The following is a 17,056-nucleotide window of genomic DNA, read 5'->3' as shown; positions in this document are numbered from 1 at the left end:
TTTAATCAAGTTATTGATGCGTTAAATGTTCTGCTAATTTTCAAATTAATGGTTTCGTTGTGATGTCTCTCTCTGGACAACTGTCCAGTTAGCCACCCTCGTATTAAGGGTGGCTTTTTTTGTCAATATGTTTAACTTTTTCAATATAGCATTACTAGCTTTTTTCTATTAAATTTTTTTCTAAAAGATTGAGGTTGCATATGCCACGGGTTTTAATAATTGGTGCTAGTAAAGGAATTGGATTAGAGACAACTAAACAAGCTCTTAAAGCTGGCTATGATGTGCGCGCTTTCTCAAGGTCAGCTGACAGAATCAATATCTCAAATTCAAAATTAGAGAAAATAAGGGGCGATGCACTATTAAGTCAGGATATAGAAACTGCTTTAGATGGAGTGGATGTCGTGATTCAAAGTGTTGGGGTGGGATTTAGTGATTTGATTAGACCAGTACATCTTTTTTCTAATGCTACCCGAATACTAATTGCTGCTATGGCAGTAAAAGATGTGAAACGTTTAGTTTCAATTACTGGGTTTGGTGCTGGCGAAAGTAAAAAAAGTATTCATTGCTTGCAACGTGTACCTTTTAAGTTAGTTTTTGGGCATGCTTATCAAGATAAAACTTTGCAGGAACAGCTCATCAAGGAATCTTCTCTTGATTGGACAATTGTACGACCAGGCGTATTGAGTCCGGGTTTATTAACTAAAAATTATAAAATTCTTGAAACGCCTCTAGAGTGGCGTAACGGAATTATTTCCCGTCGAAGTGTTGCTCATTTTCTTGTTCACCAAATTGAGGATCGAGTTTTTATTCATAAGGACTTGGTGTTAATTAATTAAATACCTATCTAGGCTTTCAAGAAAAATAATTAGATTTATTTTCAAATTCATTTATTTAAGACTAATTAAGAAAATGATGAATTTCAAAGTTTCTAACAAATTTTATTTATCATCTTAGTAAAGTCACTTCGTTGTTGTGATTACGTGCATTAACTTCATGGCCTTATAAAAAATTTAGGATTGCAGACCACAATTTCTTAATTTATTTGTTTTAGAGTTTTTATATCGTATCAATAATATGACTGCTAATACCCCAGAAAATTGTTTAGATGACATTGAAAGAAATTTATTGGATTTTATTTTACAAGCTAATCACGCTGGTATAAAAGTCGAAATGAATGACCTAGTCCAATTAACTTGGATCGGATCAAGACAAACGATATATGGTCGTATTACACACCTGATAAGCTTAAATTATTTGAAAACTAGTATAAGTAGTCAAGGTGGTCGTAAGAAATACTTTAAGCCGACTAAATTAGCTGCAAAATATGAGGCTTCAAAATCCGATGATTAAGTTTATTCATATTAGTAGGGATAGTGTTTTTAATTCGGGCTTTTTTCCCAAAATGTGAAAAGAAATTATGGGGTTTGATTAAAACAACAGTATTTATGTAGTTTACTGGCAGTAAAAACTGTAACACTTAAGGAAATACTAATTTTAATTTTATGGTAAAAATTAAGATACCTTATTTCTTGTTTTCCATTCATCTATAATTTTTACAATTTCTAATAAAAAAAGTAGTTTCATGAACCCTATCAATATCGATGAAGTAAAAACATTCATTGAAGCGCAGAGTGCTGAAACAAAGATCTACATTGGGGGTGACTCTGAGCGATTGTTGATTGGTGATACTTGGTATGCTGATTACACACTAGCTATTGTTATTCACATCAACGGTAACAATGGATGTAAACTTTTTGGGGAAGTTTCTCGTGAGAGAGACTATGACAATAAAAAAGACAGACCACGTATGCGTCTCATGAACGAAGTCATGAAGATTGCAGATCTATATCTAAAGATGCAAGAAATATTAGAAGACAGAGAAGTTGAAATTCATTTAGATATCTCTCCAAACCCTATCAATGGTTCATCATGCATCATTAATGAAGCTATTGGATATATTCGTGGCATGTGCAATGTGACGCCACTGGTTAAACCCAATGCGTTTGCTGCTAGTTGTTGCGCAGATAGAATGAAACAAATTATGTCTGAAAGAGAGGCAGCCTAATTTACCCTGCAATCAATGCAAATGTATATCAATGAGTGGGTTTAAATTGTGCCCAAGTTGCTTATCAGCCATTCATTAGCGCTGGCCAATACACTTAAAATTTACTGTGAAATGACATATCCGTATTGGACAGTGTGGTGACCAGTCTTTAATTGGAGCGTCTAACCTTTAATCAACTACATCGCAATATAGTAAATTTGAGCTGCAGTTTCATTGTTTTTGTTTCATTATCAAATCAGCTTGTTGAGAAGCCGCGAGCCGTTCGTTGTCTGTCATTTCATAGCATTTGGGACTACCAGTTGGATCACGCATAAGGGGATATGTACCTGGGTAACGACGACTTATTCCTTTAAAAGTGATCCAAGTGACAAAAGCTGCTGAAATCACTGCTAAATGTGCAAACATGTTGAGGCCAATTATGAAGAATTGTGCAGTGTAGAGTGAAAAAGCTAAGCTCCAACCTAATCCAAGAAATATTGTAAAAAAATATTTCACATACATGGGGGCATTTTTTAAAGGATTGAGATTAGGGCTAATAATTTTCCAGCCACCACGCCAGAAAAAAAGTATAGATTTATAGAAGAAATTCAAAATAGTAAACATTCAGATGCCTTTAAAAAATTGGTAGGATTGTAAATTTGTAATTAGAAAACACATTTTATCGGCCTCTTAAAAGTACGCGATCTATAAAAATGATGCTCAACATAATTAAAATAACTGCACCAGAACCATAAATTACAAACATCAATGCCTCTTGTGTAAGCTCCATTCTTCTCTCCAACTAAAACACATTTAAAAATATTAATTAGTCATTTGTTAAGTAACAATAAGTTCAAGTGCTGAACCTGGGTTGGTGTAGCGAGTATCACCTATCAAGTTCGCATTTTTGAGTCTGATGAGACACAAAAATTCATTGCTTTTTGCTCAACTGTTATTAACCATTGTGGTTTGATCTTAGGACTTTTTATTAGGTCATTAATTTGTTGGCTAGTTGCGTTATTTGAAATAAATTCAGCTTGGCAAGTGCAATATTCCGCAAAGTCACTCTCGGTCAAAGCTTTTCCCTTTATTCCTCGATGTTCTTTGAGTTGTTCACGAGCACAGTTTTTTTGGAAGTCATTGGATATGGCTTGAGCGAAACTTAAATTAGATGATGTTAGGACTACTATTACCAACAAACTACTAAAAAATACTTGCATAAATAATTTTTTTTTGATTAAATGACTAAAGTAATAACCTTTAAAACGGTGTTTGAATGTTAATTTTTTATACATATTGAGCCTTAGGCCGATTCAAGATCATGCCCTTTAAAATATTTTATGTATTTTATTGAAAAGCAATTGACTAGAACATAAGTGGTTGCATTTTGTTGACTATTATTTAAAGATTCATTTTAGGCTATTTCCATAAATTTTTTCTTTAATCTTTCCTTTTTTGGCTGCGATTATTTTTTAATTTTTCATTAAAAATAGTGTTGTCATCTTGCAATTTTGTTCACTAGTAACCCTTCACTGCAACTGGTTTTTCGCGTCAATGTTTGGGTTTCGATAAACAGATTTTTCGAGAAACACTGATAAGAAAGAGGTCACTCCTTCGACTGCAAGAGCTGTTCATTTGGTCCATACTAACTAAGTAATTACCCTAACAACTTGAAAGAATCAATTTTGAATGCCTTTAAATCCCTTATAAATAACCTTTGGACAGCATGGCTTGAGGCCCGTACTGCATATATTCATTATCGCGCCACGCGGAATACACCCTAAACTGGTCACAATATGCCCCTGTTTTACAAGCCCGACCATATTTAAAATGAGCTACTCACAATTTATCGCATTACTCACAAAAGAAGGCTTTATTGAGTCTATTGTTATTAAAAAAGAGCCTCATGCATTTGAAGTAAAGGTTCTCGTACCAAACGTTGAAATATACAGAGGTTTTAATAGATATAAGACCACTTACTCAGTAGGTGATATGCTCTTTTTAGAGTCCAATAAGCCTACTCAGCGGCCTATGGATCTAAAGGTATGGAGTACTCGGTATAAAGAAAATAATTGGCGTAAGTTGGAATTCTGTTTTACAAAGCAAATAATCACTCAGTCTTGCCCAATTAGTTTTATTGACCAAGTTGATCTGTAACTAATTCAATATGTTGCCTTACGATCACCACAAATAAAATGGTTTCTTAGCATTCCCACCATGCAATCTAGTTTCAGTCAAAAAACGGCTTTACAAGAGATGCTTGTCTAATTTCCTTCACAAAACTTAATAAACCGCAATAAACCTGACTGCTAAGCAAAAGGCGGCTGAATAGTCAAAGTCAGCGTTAAAAAAGTAAGTTATGGTGCATCTATAAGGTTATAAGAGTGCCATGTAGAGGAGGGCGTAAGCCCGCATCAAAGAGAAATTGACTCATTATTAATTGTTGGCATTATTGATGTTGTGGTTATTTTTATTAGTAAAGGTGAAATGCTGTCAATTTAGGTCCACTACTTGAGAAAGCTTTTCTATGAGGGTATGTGTAGTGGGCTTTTGTAGGCTCATTTATCGCTCTCTAAGCCAATAGCTTAAAGGGGGTAGTGAAAATGGGCAAGAAGTGTGTAAGCGGTGTGTAGCAAAAGAAAAAGCGCACTTTCGTGCGCTTATCCATATAGCTTGGTGGGTCGGGCGAGATTCGAACTCGCGACCAACGGATTAAAAGTCCGCTGCTCTACCGACTGAGCTACCGACCCAGTAAAGAATGAAATTATAGCAAGAAGTCCGATCAACATACCTAGGTTGGGGTAGTGCCTCCCTAATGCCCTCTACTTACAAGAGTTTTACGAGTTTGTCCGTCTTGCTACAGGTGGATTTTTAGAGAAATAGTCCTTAATTCCCTTCAAAATCGCCTCAGCAATTCGGTCTTGGTAGCCATCATCATTGAGCCTAGCCTCTTCTTGAGGATTGCTAATAAAGGCAGTTTCTATCAAGATCGATGGGATATCTGGAGCCTTTAAAACGGCAAAGCTGGCTTGCTCCACTTGGGGCTTATGTAGCGGTGCAAAGCCACCAATTTGCTTCAGAATAGAGTTGCCTACTTGTAGTGAATCTTTGATTTGTGCGGTAGTCGACATATCTAGTAAGAGGTTGGCAACTTGCTTATCTTGAGTCTTAATATTAATGCCACCAATTAAATCAGAAGCATTTTCTTTATTAGCCATCCAGCGCGCTGTCGTGCTACTAGCTCCCATCTGGGATAAGGCAAATACGGAAGCCCCCCGCGCTCTTTTTTCAATAAACGCATCTGCATGAATCGAGACAAATAAATCAGCCTCCACACGGCGTGCTTTTTGTACTCGAACATGCAGTGGTACAAAATAATCACCATCCCGAGTGAGGAATGAGCGCATGTAGCTTTCACCTTCAATCTTGTCACGCAAGCGTTTGGCAATAGACAGGACAATATTTTTTTCTTTTGAGCCCATACTGCCAATCGCACCAGGATCTTCGCCTCCATGACCCGGATCAATCGCAATGGTAATGAGGCGTCTGTATTTGGCTGGGGCAGGGCTTTCTTTTGCTTCGGGTATGGCTTGTGCAACAGGGCCTTTAGGAAGTTCTTTCTTAGTAGCAAATTGAGCAATCAGATCAATCTCTTCATTGGCTTTTCCAAGTGCACTCTCTTTACGCGCACTGCTTTTGACCAGTTCCATCAAAGGATCTGGAGGAGTGCTGGGGTAGAGATCGAGGACCATCCGGTATTGGTACTCGCTCACAGGCTCTAAGGTAAAAAGCTGGGGCTTAATGGGTTCTTTGAGATCGAAGACTAAACGCACCGTACCTGGCTGAAATTGCCCCACCCGAACTTGTGAGACATACGGGTCATTCGGTTTGACTTTAGCGACTAAATCCTTCAGGGTAGGATTGAGTTCCATGCCCTGGATATCCACTACTAAGCGATTGGGATCGCTGAGTAGTTGCTGGGTAATGGGGAGTGCTTTATCAGACTCCAGTGTGATACGGGTGTAGTCTTCTGCTGGCCAAATGCGCACACCTAAAATCTTCGCTCCCCAAGCGATCTCCATCTCACCTAACAGAAGAACAAAGCCCAGAAGCTTTGCAGAAGCCTGCAGATGCCTTCTTCTAGAGAGATTTGTTAAAAGCTTACTCATAAAGTCTGCAGATGAAGTGCTTGCAATACTACGATGCCAGTGGGTGAGAGGGCGGTGAGTTCGATCACTCTCTCATTTTCATCCTCCGTTGAAGAGAGGAAAATCTGAAGATCAAATGCAGGCAGCGTACCCTCAGCCTTTTCTGGCCACTCTACTAAGCACAAGCCTGGTTCATCAAAGTACTCCACAAAACCTGCCTCTTGCCATTCCCGAGGATCTTGCATGCGGTACAGGTCAAAGTGGTGTACTGACATGGGATGTTGCAGACCGCCTGACATCGCGGGTTCAATCGAGTAGGGCTCACATAGGGTGTAAGTAGGGCTCTTCACGGGACCTTCATATCCCAAGCTTTGGATAAAGTGCCGAGCAAAGGTGGTCTTACCCGCCCCCAGATTGCCTACAAGGGAGATATTGAAATGGGTAGCAGGGTTTAGCTTGAAAAACTGCCGGATACTCAAGGCCAATCTTTTGGAAACAACAGTAGTTTCTGCTTCCTGCCTACAATGTTGAATAAAGATGTTTTGAGCCATTTCCTTAGTTTATTCAATTATTGAACTTCATTCCGCATTCCTGATGACTTCTTTCGTAGTGCCACTGACTTTTGACCCGTCCGCTCTTCGAGAATGGCTCGATGCCGAGTCGTGCAAATTAGGTTTTGATGCGCTGCGGATTACAGATACCCATGTGGGGCCCGCTAGTGAGCGTCTGCATGCGTGGCTGGCACAAGGGCGCCATGGCAAGATGGAGTACATGACTCGGCATGCCGAGGTTCGATCTGACCCCGCGCTCTTAGTACCTGGCACAGTGCGTGTTATTTGTGTCACCATGAATTATCTTTCTCCTCAAATCGATATCGATCAGGAGTGGCAAGGTTTAGCAGACCCGCGTCAGGCAATGGTCTCTCTGTATGCCCGTGGGCGCGATTATCACAAGGTCTTACGTCATCGCCTGCAGGCCTTATCCAAACTAATCGAAGCGCGTATCGGCCCTTTTGGTTACCGTGTATTTACGGATTCTGCACCATTGATGGAAGTGGAATTAGCCCGCAAAGCAGGCTTAGGTTGGCGTGGCAAACATACCCTCTTATTGAATCGAGAATCCGGATCGACTTTTTTCTTGGGGGAGATCTTGGTAGATATTCCTTTACCGATGGATCAAGAGGTTCAAGAGCATTGCGGTACCTGCCAAGCGTGTATCGATGTTTGTCCTACCCAAGCAATTACAGCGCCTTATCAATTAGATGCCCGCCGTTGTATCTCTTATTTAACCATTGAAAACCCGGATGCGATTCCTCTAGAGTTTCGTAAAGCGATGGGTAATCGTGTTTATGGATGTGATGATTGCCAACTGATTTGCCCTTGGAATAAATTTGCACAGCGATCTGCGCTACCTGATTTTGCTGAGCGTCATGGTTTAGGTGGATCGAGCCTCTTACATCTCTGGTCTTGGACCGAGGCTGAGTTTGAGAAGCGTCACGAGGGGAGTGCGATTCGTCGGATAGGTTATGCGCGATGGCGTAGAAACTTGGCAGTAGCCTTGGGGAATAGTTTGACAGCCAGCGACATATCGGATTCTGAAAAAGAGCTTGTTAGAAAAGCGCTCAAAACATCATTACCTCAGGCCGATGATCTGGTGTCCGAACATATTCAGTGGGCACTGATGCCCCCATCCGCCTGAATGAAAGCCAGCTTCTATTCTGGTCTTACAATCACCCTATGAATTCCCCACAGCCTCCTCAAGCGGAAAGTGTCCAACGATACCAAGATCGTAAAGAGGCTTTCTGGTCAGGAATTCGTGATGCAACCGGAGCGCCTGCTATGGTGCTATTTGCAGGGATGGTGGGTTTTGGTGCGATGGGTAGGACCAATGGCTTTGACGTTTGGTTCACGACCTTCAGTACCTTCTTTATGTTTGCGTTACCCGGACAAGTGGTATTGATGGAGATGGCTCTCACGGGCTCATCTGCTGTCGCCATTGCATTAGCAGTGAGCTTAACGGCTACTCGGTTTGTTACGATGACAGTCACACTATTCCCCCAGTTTCATGAAAAAGATCGCAATCTTGGGCTGTATGCCTCTGTGCATCTACTGGCGATGACTGCTTGGGCAGTATCCATGCGCGAGTTTCACTCCATTGAAGCCAAGCATCGATTGAGTTATTTTTTGGGGCTAGGCATGTTGTGCTGGCTGATCTCCATTCCAGGAACGGTATTGGGATATTTTTTGGCAGGATTTGTTCCGCAGGCCATCACACTTGGCCTCATCTTTATTAACCCCCTATTTTTTCTCCTTACCTTTACAGAAATCAAACCCTGGGGTAATCGGATTGCCATCGTTTTAGGTTGCTTATTAGGACCCGTTTTTTATATCTTGGATCGCGATACTAGCTTGCTCACTACGGGCTTAGTAGCCGGAACGATTGCGTATTTGATTGATCGAAAAGTCTTACGCAAAAGAGCAGGAGTGATGGGCTAATGGATAATGTTCTTCAAGGTTGGGGTCTATGGATTGCGCTGATTGGGGCGTGCGTTGGAACCTATATTTGTCGAGCCATCGGTGTCTTAGTCTCAGGTCGGATTAATCAAGATAGTGAAGTCTTTCGTTGGCTAGCTGCAGTCACTTACGCTATGGTGGCTTCACTCACCGTACGTTTGATCTTGATGCCCGTTGGCTTACTTGCCACCGTTCCCGTATGGATACGGATATTGATTTGTGTCTTGAGTGTGGGTGTCATGATTTCCACACCGGCACGTCGCCTCGTTCCAGCCTTATTGACTGGAACGATTTTGATGGTCTCTTATGGAGTGATGCGCTAAGGCAGGCATTCAGAGGAGAAGTTTAGAGATGCGCTGCCAAGATCTTAGCGATATGCACGGCTTCTCTTTGTGTACCATCTGCAATTTGGTGGCGGCAACTCGTACCATCGGCCACTACCCAGCTATCCGGTGATTTACGAATAGCGGGTAAAAGACTTAACTCCGCCATTTTCTTAGACACATCAATGTGTTCAGACTCATAACCAAAACTACCTGCCATGCCACAGCAAGAGGTTTCGATTAGCTTAGGTTCAGCATTAGGGATGAGCTTGAGTAGTTCTAAAGCTGGCGTGACCGCGGCAAATGATTTCTGGTGACAATGCCCATGGAATAGAACTGGGCGCGTAGCCGCTTTGAGGGTCAGCTTAAGCTTACCTGCCTTTGATTCCTGGGCTAAGAATTCCTCTAAGAGTTGAGCATGCTTGCTCACACTAATGGCGCGCTCACCGAAACCCATCACCAAAGCTTCATCTTTAAGAGTAAATAAGCAGGAAGGCTCAAGACCAATAATCGGAATATTTTTTTCCGCATACGGACTGAGATGATCTACTAACTCCCCTAAGGTTTCTTTTGCTTTGTCCACCATACCGGCTGCTAAGAATGTGCGTCCACAGCAAAATTCTTTAGAGCAGGTGTTGTTTAAAGTACTAACGTCTGGCGTTTTTGATTTTTGAGGAATATGCACCCGATAACCGGCATGTTTGAGAACCTGAAGGGCTGCTTGCAAATTCTCATCTTCAAAATAAGCATTAAATGTATCGGCCAGTAAGACAACGCCTTTATTTCCGTTTACATCCTCTTTGGATAATTCTTCTGCGGTAAATTGATAGGGGGCAATGGCCTGCGGCTTATTCCAAAAAGTTTTGGCTTTCCAAATGGGTAGGCTACGTTGCGCAGAAATTCCCATGAAGCGCTCTTGTAATTGAGCAATGATGGAAATGTGATTACGTAGATTCAGTAGGGCTGGTAGCCCCGGAATAGCGCTGATGATGGAGGCATACTTAGGTAAATACGCCACTGCCAGATCGCGCAAGGAGTGACCTACACGTTTTTTGTAGGCAGATAAAAACTCAATTTTCATCTTTGCCATATCTACACCAGTAGGGCATTCACGGCGGCAGGCTTTGCAGCTCACACAGAGATCCATCACTTCTTTGATGGCATCGCTCGCTAAAGGCGAAGCAGAGGCCCTACTATTATTAGGAATATCTAACTGATCAGACAGGGCTAGTCGCAAGGTGTTGGCTCGGCCCCGGGTAAGGTGTTTCTCATCTCTAGTAACGCGGTAGCTAGGGCACATCACTTCAGCATCAAACTTACGGCAGTGACCATTGTTATTGCACATCTCGACTGCCTTAGCTAAACCGAGGGCTGGATCACCACCCGTACCTGGTGCGGTAGTGGCTTCGGTAACAGGATCATTTTGGACGTTCCAAGCAGACCAATCTAATGCAGGCTTCAACGGAATGACTCGATAGCTAGGAGGGTAGCGGAAATAATTTGCATCATCCATCTTGGGTGGATCAATAATCTTGCCAGGATTAAATAAGCCCTTAGGATCAAATGCCCGTTTGATTTCTGATAATGCTTGGGTAATCTTTGGACCAAATTGCCAGGAGATCCACTCACCTCGACAAAGACCATCACCATGTTCGCCGCTATAGGCACCTTTGTACTTGCGTACTAAGACGGAAGCCTCCTCAGCAACAGCCCGCATTTTTTGGGCGCCATCACGACGCATATCTAAGATGGGGCGTACATGCAAAGTACCTACTGAGGCATGGGCATACCACGTCCCACGCGACCCATACTTGGCAAATACATCGGTGAGGGCTTGAGTGTATTCAGCCAGGCTTTCAAGGGGTACGGCACAGTCTTCAATGAAGCTGACAGGTTTGCCATCACCTTTTAAGCTCATCATGATGTTAAGACCGGCTTTACGTACTTCCCATAAATTCTTTTGCAGGCTGGCATCTGACATGAGCACTACTGAGCCGGGAAGCCCTAAATCACCCATAAGATTTTGTAATAGCTTTAATTTATCTAGCAAGGACGCATGGGCTTCACCAGAGAACTCTACCAGCAAGATCGCCTCTGGAGTTTGACTGCTTGGATCAATTAAACCAGTTTCAATGGTTTTCTTAAAACTCGGATTATGACGGGCTAAATCAATCATGGTGCGATCAACAAGCTCTACAGCAGTAGGACCGAGTTTGACAATATGTTGTGCGCTGTCCATGGCTTTGAAGAAGCTAGCAAAGTTCACAACCCCCAACACTTTATGTTGTGGCAATGGCGCCAACTTGAGCTCAAGCGATTTGAAATACGCTAAGGTACCCTCGCTACCAACCAAGAGGTGGGCTAAGTTCACGCTACCATCAGTGGTATAGGGAAGTTCACTCTGGGGATGAAAGACATCTAAGTTATAGCCTGCAACGCGGCGTAATACTTTCGGAAAATGCGCCTCGATTTCAGGTTGTAATTTGTCTGAGAGCTGCTTCACAAAATCGCCTAGGGGTTTTGCAGCGCCAGTGCTATTGGCATAGTTACCAAAGCGCGCAACTTGGCCATTGGCTAGCCAAGCATCAATACCTAATACGTTGTGCACCATATTGCCATAGGCAATGGAACGACTACCGCAAGAGTTATTACCAGCCATGCCACCGATGGTTGCTTGTCCACCTGTAGAGACGTCTACGGGGTACCAGAGCCCGTGGGGTTTCAGGGCAGCATTTAGATGATCTAGAACCATGCCGGGCTCTACCACTGCAGTAGCATTGACTGGATCCGCATCCAGCAGCTTACGAAAGTATTTGCTGTTATCAATCACGAGTGCAGTACCGGTTGTCTGCCCGCATTGACTCGTACCTCCGCCGCGGGGAAGGACTGGCACTTTAAGCTCAGCTGCAATTTGAATGGCAGTAGCAACATCTTCAGCAGTCTTAGGTACTAATACGGCAACGGGCATTGCTTGGTAGATGGATGCGTCCGTAGCGTAGCGTCCACGACTCGCCATATCGGTCATGACTTCGCCAGAGGTTTCTTGACGTAGACGTTTTGCTAATATTGTTTGATCAGCGACTAATGCTTTAATATCAAGAGGCTTGTTCATGCGGCGGATTTCGTTAAAGTTTCTGAATCAAGTAATTGGACGACCACGTTGCGCTTATTCATTACGTGCTGCATCATGACTTTTCGTATCCGTGCTACATCGCGCGCCTTTAAAGCATCGAGCATTTCTTGATGCTCTTCAACGGCCTTCTCCCACTTCACACCATCTTGATTAGATCGAAAGCGGAGCGCTTCAATACGTGCATTCACTTGCGTAAAGAGTTGACTCAATACGGGATTATTCGCGGCTTGGTTAATGGCCTTATGAATTTGCAGATTTAAGCGGTAATAGCTAGATAAGTCCCTGCGGGCATACGATGCCATCATTTCATACTGAAGGGCCTCTAATTCAATCAGTGCTTGATCACTAATATTCTGTGCAGCCAACTCTCCTGAGTAAGCCTCTAAATTTGCAATCACATCAAAAGTGTGAAGAATGTCTTCTCTACTTAGTTGTACTGCAATGGCACCACGATTGGTGATGAGCTCTACTAGGCCATCCGCAGCCAGACGACGAATCGCCTCTCGAATAGGAGTGCGAGATACCTCTAGTTGTTCTGCCAGTTCCCGCTCATTGAGTTTGCTGCCAGGAGTGATGGCACCTTCCACTAGTAGGGCTCTCAACTTCTGAAAGGTTGCTTCATGCAGGTTTTGGGTATGATTTTGCGTTGTAAGCACGATGTCCATTAGCTAAATTTTGTATACAAATTAACTATAAATGATTTTTAGGCAACTAAAGCCCTTTAAAACAAGCTTATTTTAGATTATTTTAAATAAATTTGTATACAAAATTGAGAATTTCACAAAATTCGCTTACACTGACGTCCAAGATTAATTACCAAACTACGCGAGACTGAGCATGCTAAAACTAGATAACCACCTTTCTGGACGTCATTTCTTACACATTCCTGGCCCTAGTCCAGTGCCATCCCGGGTGCTGCGCTCCATCAGCTACCAAACCATTGATCACCGTGGTCCAGAATTTGGTGTGTTTGGTCTTCAGGTTTTAGAGGGCATTAAGAAGATTTTTCAGACTAAACAACCCGTCATGATTTATTCGGCATCAGGCACAGGCTCTTGGGAAGGTGCTTTAGTGAATGTATTAAATCCTGGTGATCATGTCCTCTTTTATGAAACTGGCCATTTTGCGAATTTGTGGCGTACCTTAGGTCAACGTCTTGGTTTAAATGTAGAGGTTGTTGGTAAGCCTGGTCAAGACACCTGGCGTTGGGGTGTTGACGCAGCGGTAATCGAAGAGCGTTTAATGAAAGATACACAGCACGCCATTAAAGCAGTTTGTGTTGTGCATAACGAAACTTCTACCGGGGTGACCTCTAATATCGCTGCAGTACGTAAAGCAATTGATGCTGCCAATCATCCTGCCTTATTAATCGTGGATAGCGTGTCTGGCTTGGGTTCAGCGGATTATCGCCATGATGACTGGGGTGTAGATGTCACTGTTTCTGGCTCGCAAAAAGGTTTGATGCTCCCCCCCGGGATTGGCTTTAATGCACTCTCTGCACGTGCTATTGAAGTGAGTAAAACGAACAAATCATTTAAATCGTATTGGGCTTGGGATGAAATTTTAGAATCTAATAAAACAGGTTACTGGCCAACTACACCCAGTACTAATTTGATGTACGGCTTGCATGAAGCGATGGATATGATGATGACAGAAGGCCTAGAAACAATCTTCGCCCGCCATCAACGTTTGGCAGCAGCCTGTCGTCATGCAGTCGATGCTTGGGGTCTTGAGAATCAAAGTCAAGATCAGGACTGCTGCTCACCCGTATTGACCTGCATCAAGGTGCCCGAAGGGATGGATGCCGATAAGTTACGTAAACATGCCTTAGAGAAGTTCAATCTCTCTTTGGGTACTGGTTTAGGCAAAATTAAAGGGAAAGCCTTCCGTATTGGCCATTTGGGCGATTGCAATGAGCTGAGCTTGATGGCGGCCTTGAGCGGGGTGGAAATGAGCCTAGGGGCTATGGGCTACAAACCTAAGGCTAGTGGGGTGGTTGCAGCGCAGGAGTTTCTGAAATAAGCCTGCATTACTCGACTCAACTTATAATTCACTATATATACCAGCAGCATTAGAGACAGAAAGAATACCCATGTTAGCGACTAAACCTTATTTAACTCAAGCAGATGTGCAAAAGATTTTGGACGCTGCAAATCAGCATGCGGCTAAAAATAATTTTGCAGTCACGATCGCTGTCTGTGATGATGGTGGTCACGTTATGGGTTTAATTCGTCGCGATGGTTGTGCGCCTGTCTCTTCTTATATTGCTCAAGAGAAGGCACGCACTGCCGCCATGGGTAAACGCGAGAGCCGTGTTTACGAAGAAATTATTAATAACGGACGTACCTCCTTCTTATCTGCCCCCCATATTTCAGGCATGTTAGAAGGTGGTGTCAATATCGATGTAAATGGTTTTACCATCGGCGCAGTCGGCGTTTCCGGCGTTAAATCAACTGAGGATGCCGAAACTGCAAAAGCCGGCATTGCAGCTATTCTGTAAGTTACTTTGATCAATACTGTTCCTGAAATAAATACCCCCACGGAGGCAGCAGACTCTGCAGCCCCCCAAGCAACCATCACCTTCGCTGACTTTGGTTTAGACCCACAGATTCAGAAAGCGGTCTTAGAGCAGGGTTACACCATACCCACCCCGATACAAGCACAAGCGATTCCCCACGTTCTGGCTGGGCGTGATTTGATGGGTGCTGCCCAAACGGGTACTGGTAAGACGGCCGCATTTGTACTGCCGATTATTCAGCAGATTTTGCGTCACGCTAGCAGTAGCTCTTCTCCTGCGCGCCACCCGATTCGTGCTTTAGTACTCACGCCCACCCGAGAATTAGCAGTTCAAGTCTCTGAAAATGCTGCGAGTTATTCTCGTCACACACATCTTCGGTCTGCGGTTGTCTATGGTGGCGTGGATATGAAAGAACAGGTTGCAACATTGCGTGGTGGCGTAGAAATTTTGATTGCTACCCCAGGACGTTTGCTTGATCACTTGGGTTCAAAAGTAGCCAATCTCTCTCAAGTAGAAATTCTCGTTTTAGATGAAGCAGATCGCATGCTCGATATGGGCTTCTTGCCAGATCTTCAGCGCATCATTGACCTCATTCCAGCAGCGCGACAAACCCTGTTATTTTCAGCAACCTTCTCACCTGAGATCAAGAGGCTCGCACAAAGTTATTTGCGTACGCCGGTGACTGTTGAAGTGGCACGGCAAAATGCTGCGGCAGATACTGTTAAGCAAGTAGTGCATATGGTGTCGAGTGCGGACAAGCAGCGCGCGATTATCAAAGTATTAGAAGCTCGTACCCGTCAAGGTTTATCACGTCAGTGCATCATTTTTACCAATAGCCGCTTGGGCTGCGCTAAATTAGCACGAGCCTTAGAGCGCGATGGCATTAAGGCTGGCGCTATTCATGGCGATAAAAGCCAAGGTGAGCGTACCTTGACACTCGATGCATTCAAATCAGGGGCCATTGAAGCTTTAGTCGCTACCGATGTTGCGGCACGCGGCTTAGATATTCCGTCAATGCCTTGTGTGATTAATCACGAGCTACCCTATAACGCGGAAGATTTTATTCACCGCATTGGCCGTACTGGTCGCGCTGGTAGCAAAGGCGATGCTATTGCTTTAGTAGACGATAGTGAAAAGCGTTTGTTAGATGATATTGAAAAGTTGATGAAGCGCAAGTTAGATGTCATGCCTTTACCAGCTATCTCCATCCCGAGTTCGAGTCAAAGTTCGAGCCAAAGTCAGCGTTCATCTTCCCCTAAGCAACATGCAGACCCCTTTTTCTATCAGCCTTATGAGGCAGCAGCAACACCGAAGACGGGCAGCGCTGATTCCGTGAATGGATCGTCAGTAGAGAAAAAAGTAGGCATTACGCCTGCTAAGTCGGCTGTCGGCGCTTTACTCGGCGGCCTTAAGAAAAAATAGTTTTTCTATTCCAAGCGTGAGTGGCCGCTAAAAGCCACTCAGCAATGGAAATGTGCTGGCTATCTGGCAAGTCAAGTAAACCTAAGTGGATCGCCGCTTGACGTAATGCTGTTAAGGATTGACTTGCATCCTCGGTATGAACCGCTACTGCTAAAGTTTGCTTACTCAGTTTTTCACCATGCTCATCCAGTACCAGCGGTAAATGTAGATATTCAGGCACTGAATATTCAAGCGCCTGCTGTAAATGAATTTGTCGTGCTGTATTGCTCAGCAAATCTTGGCCACGCACAACGTGGGTAATACCTTGCAGAGCATCATCCACAACCAAAGCCAGTTGGTAAGTGAATAGGCCATCCCGTCTGCGCAAAACAAAATCCCCAACCTCGGTATTGAGATTTTGCTTTTGTGTTCCCAAAGCTAAATCCTCAAATTTAATAGATTGGTTTGGAGGCAAGGCCAATCTGTAGGCGACTTTGATCGATGGATCTTGTATTGCTTGTTGGGGTTGGATAGCCTTAGGGCGACAGGTGCCTGGGTAGACTATTTCTTGATTGCGGGGAGTAATGAGCCCATCAGCTTCCAGAGTGCTGGTAATGCTTTGACGAGAACATATGCAGGAATACACCAGGCTGCGCTCATTTAAGCATTCTAGAGCCTCTTGATAGCCCTCCTTACGCTCAGATTGCCAACTGGGCTCCTCGTCCCAAGATAGGCCGCAAGCAAGCAGCTGGCGCATGATTTCTTGATCTGCCCCGGGAATGCATCTGGGGGTATCCAGATCCTCGATTCTGAGCAGCCATTGACCCCTTTGTTTTTTGGCATCCAACCAGCTTCCTAAGGCGGCAACTAGGGATCCCGCATGGAGGGGTCCAGTAGGTGAGGGGGCAAATCGCCCGCGATAGCCCTTGGCTGGGGAGGAAGGGTTTTTTAAGTTCGGCACAGCTAAAATGATCTC

Annotated in this window: 17 protein-coding genes and 1 tRNA gene; 10 read left to right on the top strand and 8 right to left on the bottom strand. The window is 43.7% G+C overall.

The genetic code is table 11. The features are described 5' to 3' along the window. Positions 1-200 precede the first annotated feature (200 nt). From DCO16_RS03030 to DCO16_RS03020, 3 genes are all read left to right on the top strand, one after another. Positions 201-836: an NAD(P)-dependent oxidoreductase gene (locus DCO16_RS03030; RefSeq protein WP_173942291.1), complete on the top strand. Its 636-nt coding sequence runs from the start codon at positions 201-203 to the stop codon at positions 834-836. A gap of 238 nt (positions 837-1,074) precedes the next feature. After that, a complete protein-coding gene (locus DCO16_RS03025; RefSeq protein ID WP_173942290.1) occupies positions 1,075-1,350 on the top strand; it encodes a hypothetical protein in 276 nt (91 codons plus the stop codon). 232 nt (positions 1,351-1,582) lie between these two features. Further along, complete coding sequence (locus tag DCO16_RS03020; RefSeq protein WP_173942289.1) at positions 1,583-2,065, top strand: ribonuclease H-like YkuK family protein; 483 nt, start codon at positions 1,583-1,585, stop codon at positions 2,063-2,065. A 210-nt stretch (positions 2,066-2,275) separates the two neighbouring features. Here the strand turns inward: DCO16_RS03020 and DCO16_RS03015 are convergent, their stop codons facing one another. Both DCO16_RS03015 and DCO16_RS03010 read right to left on the bottom strand, forming a co-directional pair. Next, positions 2,276-2,668, bottom strand: coding sequence for a hypothetical protein (locus tag DCO16_RS03015; RefSeq protein ID WP_173942288.1), 393 nt, complete (start codon positions 2,666-2,668; stop codon positions 2,276-2,278). 269 nt (positions 2,669-2,937) lie between these two features. Then, the gene (locus tag DCO16_RS03010; RefSeq protein WP_173942287.1) at positions 2,938-3,339 is read right to left on the bottom strand and encodes a hypothetical protein; all 402 of its coding nucleotides are present in this window, start codon (positions 3,337-3,339) and stop codon (positions 2,938-2,940) included. Positions 3,340-3,874: 535 nt separating this feature from the next. Here DCO16_RS03010 and DCO16_RS03005 point away from each other — a divergent pair. Then, positions 3,875-4,201, top strand: coding sequence for a hypothetical protein (locus DCO16_RS03005; RefSeq protein ID WP_173942286.1), 327 nt, complete (start codon positions 3,875-3,877; stop codon positions 4,199-4,201). Between the two features lie 517 nt (positions 4,202-4,718). Here the strand turns inward: DCO16_RS03005 and DCO16_RS03000 are convergent. From DCO16_RS03000 to tsaE, 3 genes are all read right to left on the bottom strand, one after another. Then, positions 4,719-4,794: transfer RNA gene (locus DCO16_RS03000), tRNA-Lys, on the bottom strand. 87 nt (positions 4,795-4,881) lie between these two features. Then, positions 4,882-6,213, bottom strand: a complete 1,332-nt coding sequence (locus tag DCO16_RS02995) for an N-acetylmuramoyl-L-alanine amidase (RefSeq protein ID WP_173942285.1) — start codon at positions 6,211-6,213, stop codon at positions 4,882-4,884. Continuing rightward, a complete protein-coding gene (gene tsaE / locus DCO16_RS02990) occupies positions 6,210-6,743 on the bottom strand; it encodes a tRNA (adenosine(37)-N6)-threonylcarbamoyltransferase complex ATPase subunit type 1 TsaE (protein ID WP_173942284.1) in 534 nt (177 codons plus the stop codon). Before tsaE ends, DCO16_RS02995 begins: the two co-directional genes overlap by 4 nt. 43 nt (positions 6,744-6,786) lie before the next feature. Between tsaE and queG the strand changes: the two genes are divergently transcribed. From queG to DCO16_RS02975, 3 genes are read left to right on the top strand one after another with little or no spacing between them, the layout of a single operon-like run. Beyond that, positions 6,787-7,890 (top strand): tRNA epoxyqueuosine(34) reductase QueG, encoded by a 1,104-nt coding sequence (gene queG / locus DCO16_RS02985; protein WP_173942283.1) that lies wholly within the window; start codon positions 6,787-6,789, stop codon positions 7,888-7,890. Positions 7,891-7,928: 38 nt separating this feature from the next. Continuing rightward, positions 7,929-8,687 carry an AzlC family ABC transporter permease gene (locus tag DCO16_RS02980; protein ID WP_173942282.1) on the top strand — a complete coding sequence of 253 codons (759 nt, stop codon included), beginning with the start codon at positions 7,929-7,931 and terminating at the stop codon, positions 8,685-8,687. Next, on the top strand, positions 8,687-9,028 hold the full coding sequence (locus DCO16_RS02975; protein ID WP_173942281.1) for an AzlD domain-containing protein: 342 nt from the start codon (positions 8,687-8,689) through the stop codon (positions 9,026-9,028). The genes DCO16_RS02980 and DCO16_RS02975 overlap by 1 nt, the downstream gene beginning before the upstream one ends. A gap of 22 nt (positions 9,029-9,050) precedes the next feature. On the opposite strand, the gene DCO16_RS02970 is transcribed toward DCO16_RS02975, so the two are convergent. Together DCO16_RS02970 and DCO16_RS02965 are read right to left on the bottom strand one after the other, a co-directional pair. Then, on the bottom strand, positions 9,051-12,140 hold the full coding sequence (locus tag DCO16_RS02970; protein WP_173942280.1) for an FAD-binding and (Fe-S)-binding domain-containing protein: 3,090 nt from the start codon (positions 12,138-12,140) through the stop codon (positions 9,051-9,053). Further along, on the bottom strand, positions 12,137-12,817 hold the full coding sequence (locus DCO16_RS02965) for a GntR family transcriptional regulator (RefSeq protein ID WP_254598083.1): 681 nt from the start codon (positions 12,815-12,817) through the stop codon (positions 12,137-12,139). Before DCO16_RS02965 ends, DCO16_RS02970 begins: the two co-directional genes overlap by 4 nt. Before the next feature lie 181 nt (positions 12,818-12,998). On the opposite strand from DCO16_RS02965, the gene DCO16_RS02960 reads away from it, so the two are divergent. From DCO16_RS02960 to DCO16_RS02950, 3 genes are all read left to right on the top strand, one after another. Further along, a complete protein-coding gene (locus DCO16_RS02960; protein ID WP_173942278.1) occupies positions 12,999-14,183 on the top strand; it encodes a pyridoxal-phosphate-dependent aminotransferase family protein in 1,185 nt (394 codons plus the stop codon). Between the two features lie 70 nt (positions 14,184-14,253). Further along, entirely contained in the window at positions 14,254-14,661 is a 408-nt protein-coding gene (locus tag DCO16_RS02955; protein ID WP_173942277.1) for a GlcG/HbpS family heme-binding protein, read from the top strand. A gap of 6 nt (positions 14,662-14,667) precedes the next feature. After that, positions 14,668-16,101, top strand: a complete 1,434-nt coding sequence (locus DCO16_RS02950; RefSeq protein ID WP_173942276.1) for a DEAD/DEAH box helicase — start codon at positions 14,668-14,670, stop codon at positions 16,099-16,101. On the opposite strand, the gene gluQRS is transcribed toward DCO16_RS02950, so the two are convergent. Then, the gene (gene gluQRS / locus DCO16_RS02945) at positions 16,088-17,041 is read right to left on the bottom strand and encodes a tRNA glutamyl-Q(34) synthetase GluQRS (RefSeq protein ID WP_173942275.1); all 954 of its coding nucleotides are present in this window, start codon (positions 17,039-17,041) and stop codon (positions 16,088-16,090) included. The two genes, DCO16_RS02950 and gluQRS, sit on opposite strands and share 14 nt — an antisense overlap. Positions 17,042-17,056: the final 15 nt, after the last annotated feature.

It is taken from the genome of Polynucleobacter antarcticus (genome assembly GCF_013307245.1).
GTDB classification, from domain to species: Bacteria; Pseudomonadota; Gammaproteobacteria; order Burkholderiales; family Burkholderiaceae; genus Polynucleobacter; species Polynucleobacter antarcticus.
This window is presented reverse-complemented; position numbering and strand designations above follow the sequence as displayed.

What these genes read in the sequence shown, in the direction of transcription:
- DCO16_RS02970 (WP_173942280.1), bottom strand. Translation starts at nt 12,140, where the DNA reads ATGAACAAGCCTCTTGATATTAAAGCATTAGTCGCTGATCAAACAATA.
- queG (WP_173942283.1), top strand. Translation starts at nt 6,787, where the DNA reads ATGACTTCTTTCGTAGTGCCACTGACTTTTGACCCGTCCGCTCTTCGA.
- tsaE (WP_173942284.1), bottom strand. Translation starts at nt 6,743, where the DNA reads ATGGCTCAAAACATCTTTATTCAACATTGTAGGCAGGAAGCAGAAACT.
- DCO16_RS03020 (WP_173942289.1), top strand. Translation starts at nt 1,583, where the DNA reads ATGAACCCTATCAATATCGATGAAGTAAAAACATTCATTGAAGCGCAG.
- DCO16_RS02960 (WP_173942278.1), top strand. Translation starts at nt 12,999, where the DNA reads ATGCTAAAACTAGATAACCACCTTTCTGGACGTCATTTCTTACACATT.
- DCO16_RS03010 (WP_173942287.1), bottom strand. Translation starts at nt 3,339, where the DNA reads ATGTATAAAAAATTAACATTCAAACACCGTTTTAAAGGTTATTACTTT.
- DCO16_RS02995 (WP_173942285.1), bottom strand. Translation starts at nt 6,213, where the DNA reads ATGAGTAAGCTTTTAACAAATCTCTCTAGAAGAAGGCATCTGCAGGCT.
- DCO16_RS03015 (WP_173942288.1), bottom strand. Translation starts at nt 2,668, where the DNA reads ATGTTTACTATTTTGAATTTCTTCTATAAATCTATACTTTTTTTCTGG.
- DCO16_RS02955 (WP_173942277.1), top strand. Translation starts at nt 14,254, where the DNA reads ATGTTAGCGACTAAACCTTATTTAACTCAAGCAGATGTGCAAAAGATT.
- DCO16_RS02975 (WP_173942281.1), top strand. Translation starts at nt 8,687, where the DNA reads ATGGATAATGTTCTTCAAGGTTGGGGTCTATGGATTGCGCTGATTGGG.
- DCO16_RS03025 (WP_173942290.1), top strand. Translation starts at nt 1,075, where the DNA reads ATGACTGCTAATACCCCAGAAAATTGTTTAGATGACATTGAAAGAAAT.
- DCO16_RS03030 (WP_173942291.1), top strand. Translation starts at nt 201, where the DNA reads ATGCCACGGGTTTTAATAATTGGTGCTAGTAAAGGAATTGGATTAGAG.
- DCO16_RS02980 (WP_173942282.1), top strand. Translation starts at nt 7,929, where the DNA reads ATGAATTCCCCACAGCCTCCTCAAGCGGAAAGTGTCCAACGATACCAA.
- DCO16_RS03005 (WP_173942286.1), top strand. Translation starts at nt 3,875, where the DNA reads ATGAGCTACTCACAATTTATCGCATTACTCACAAAAGAAGGCTTTATT.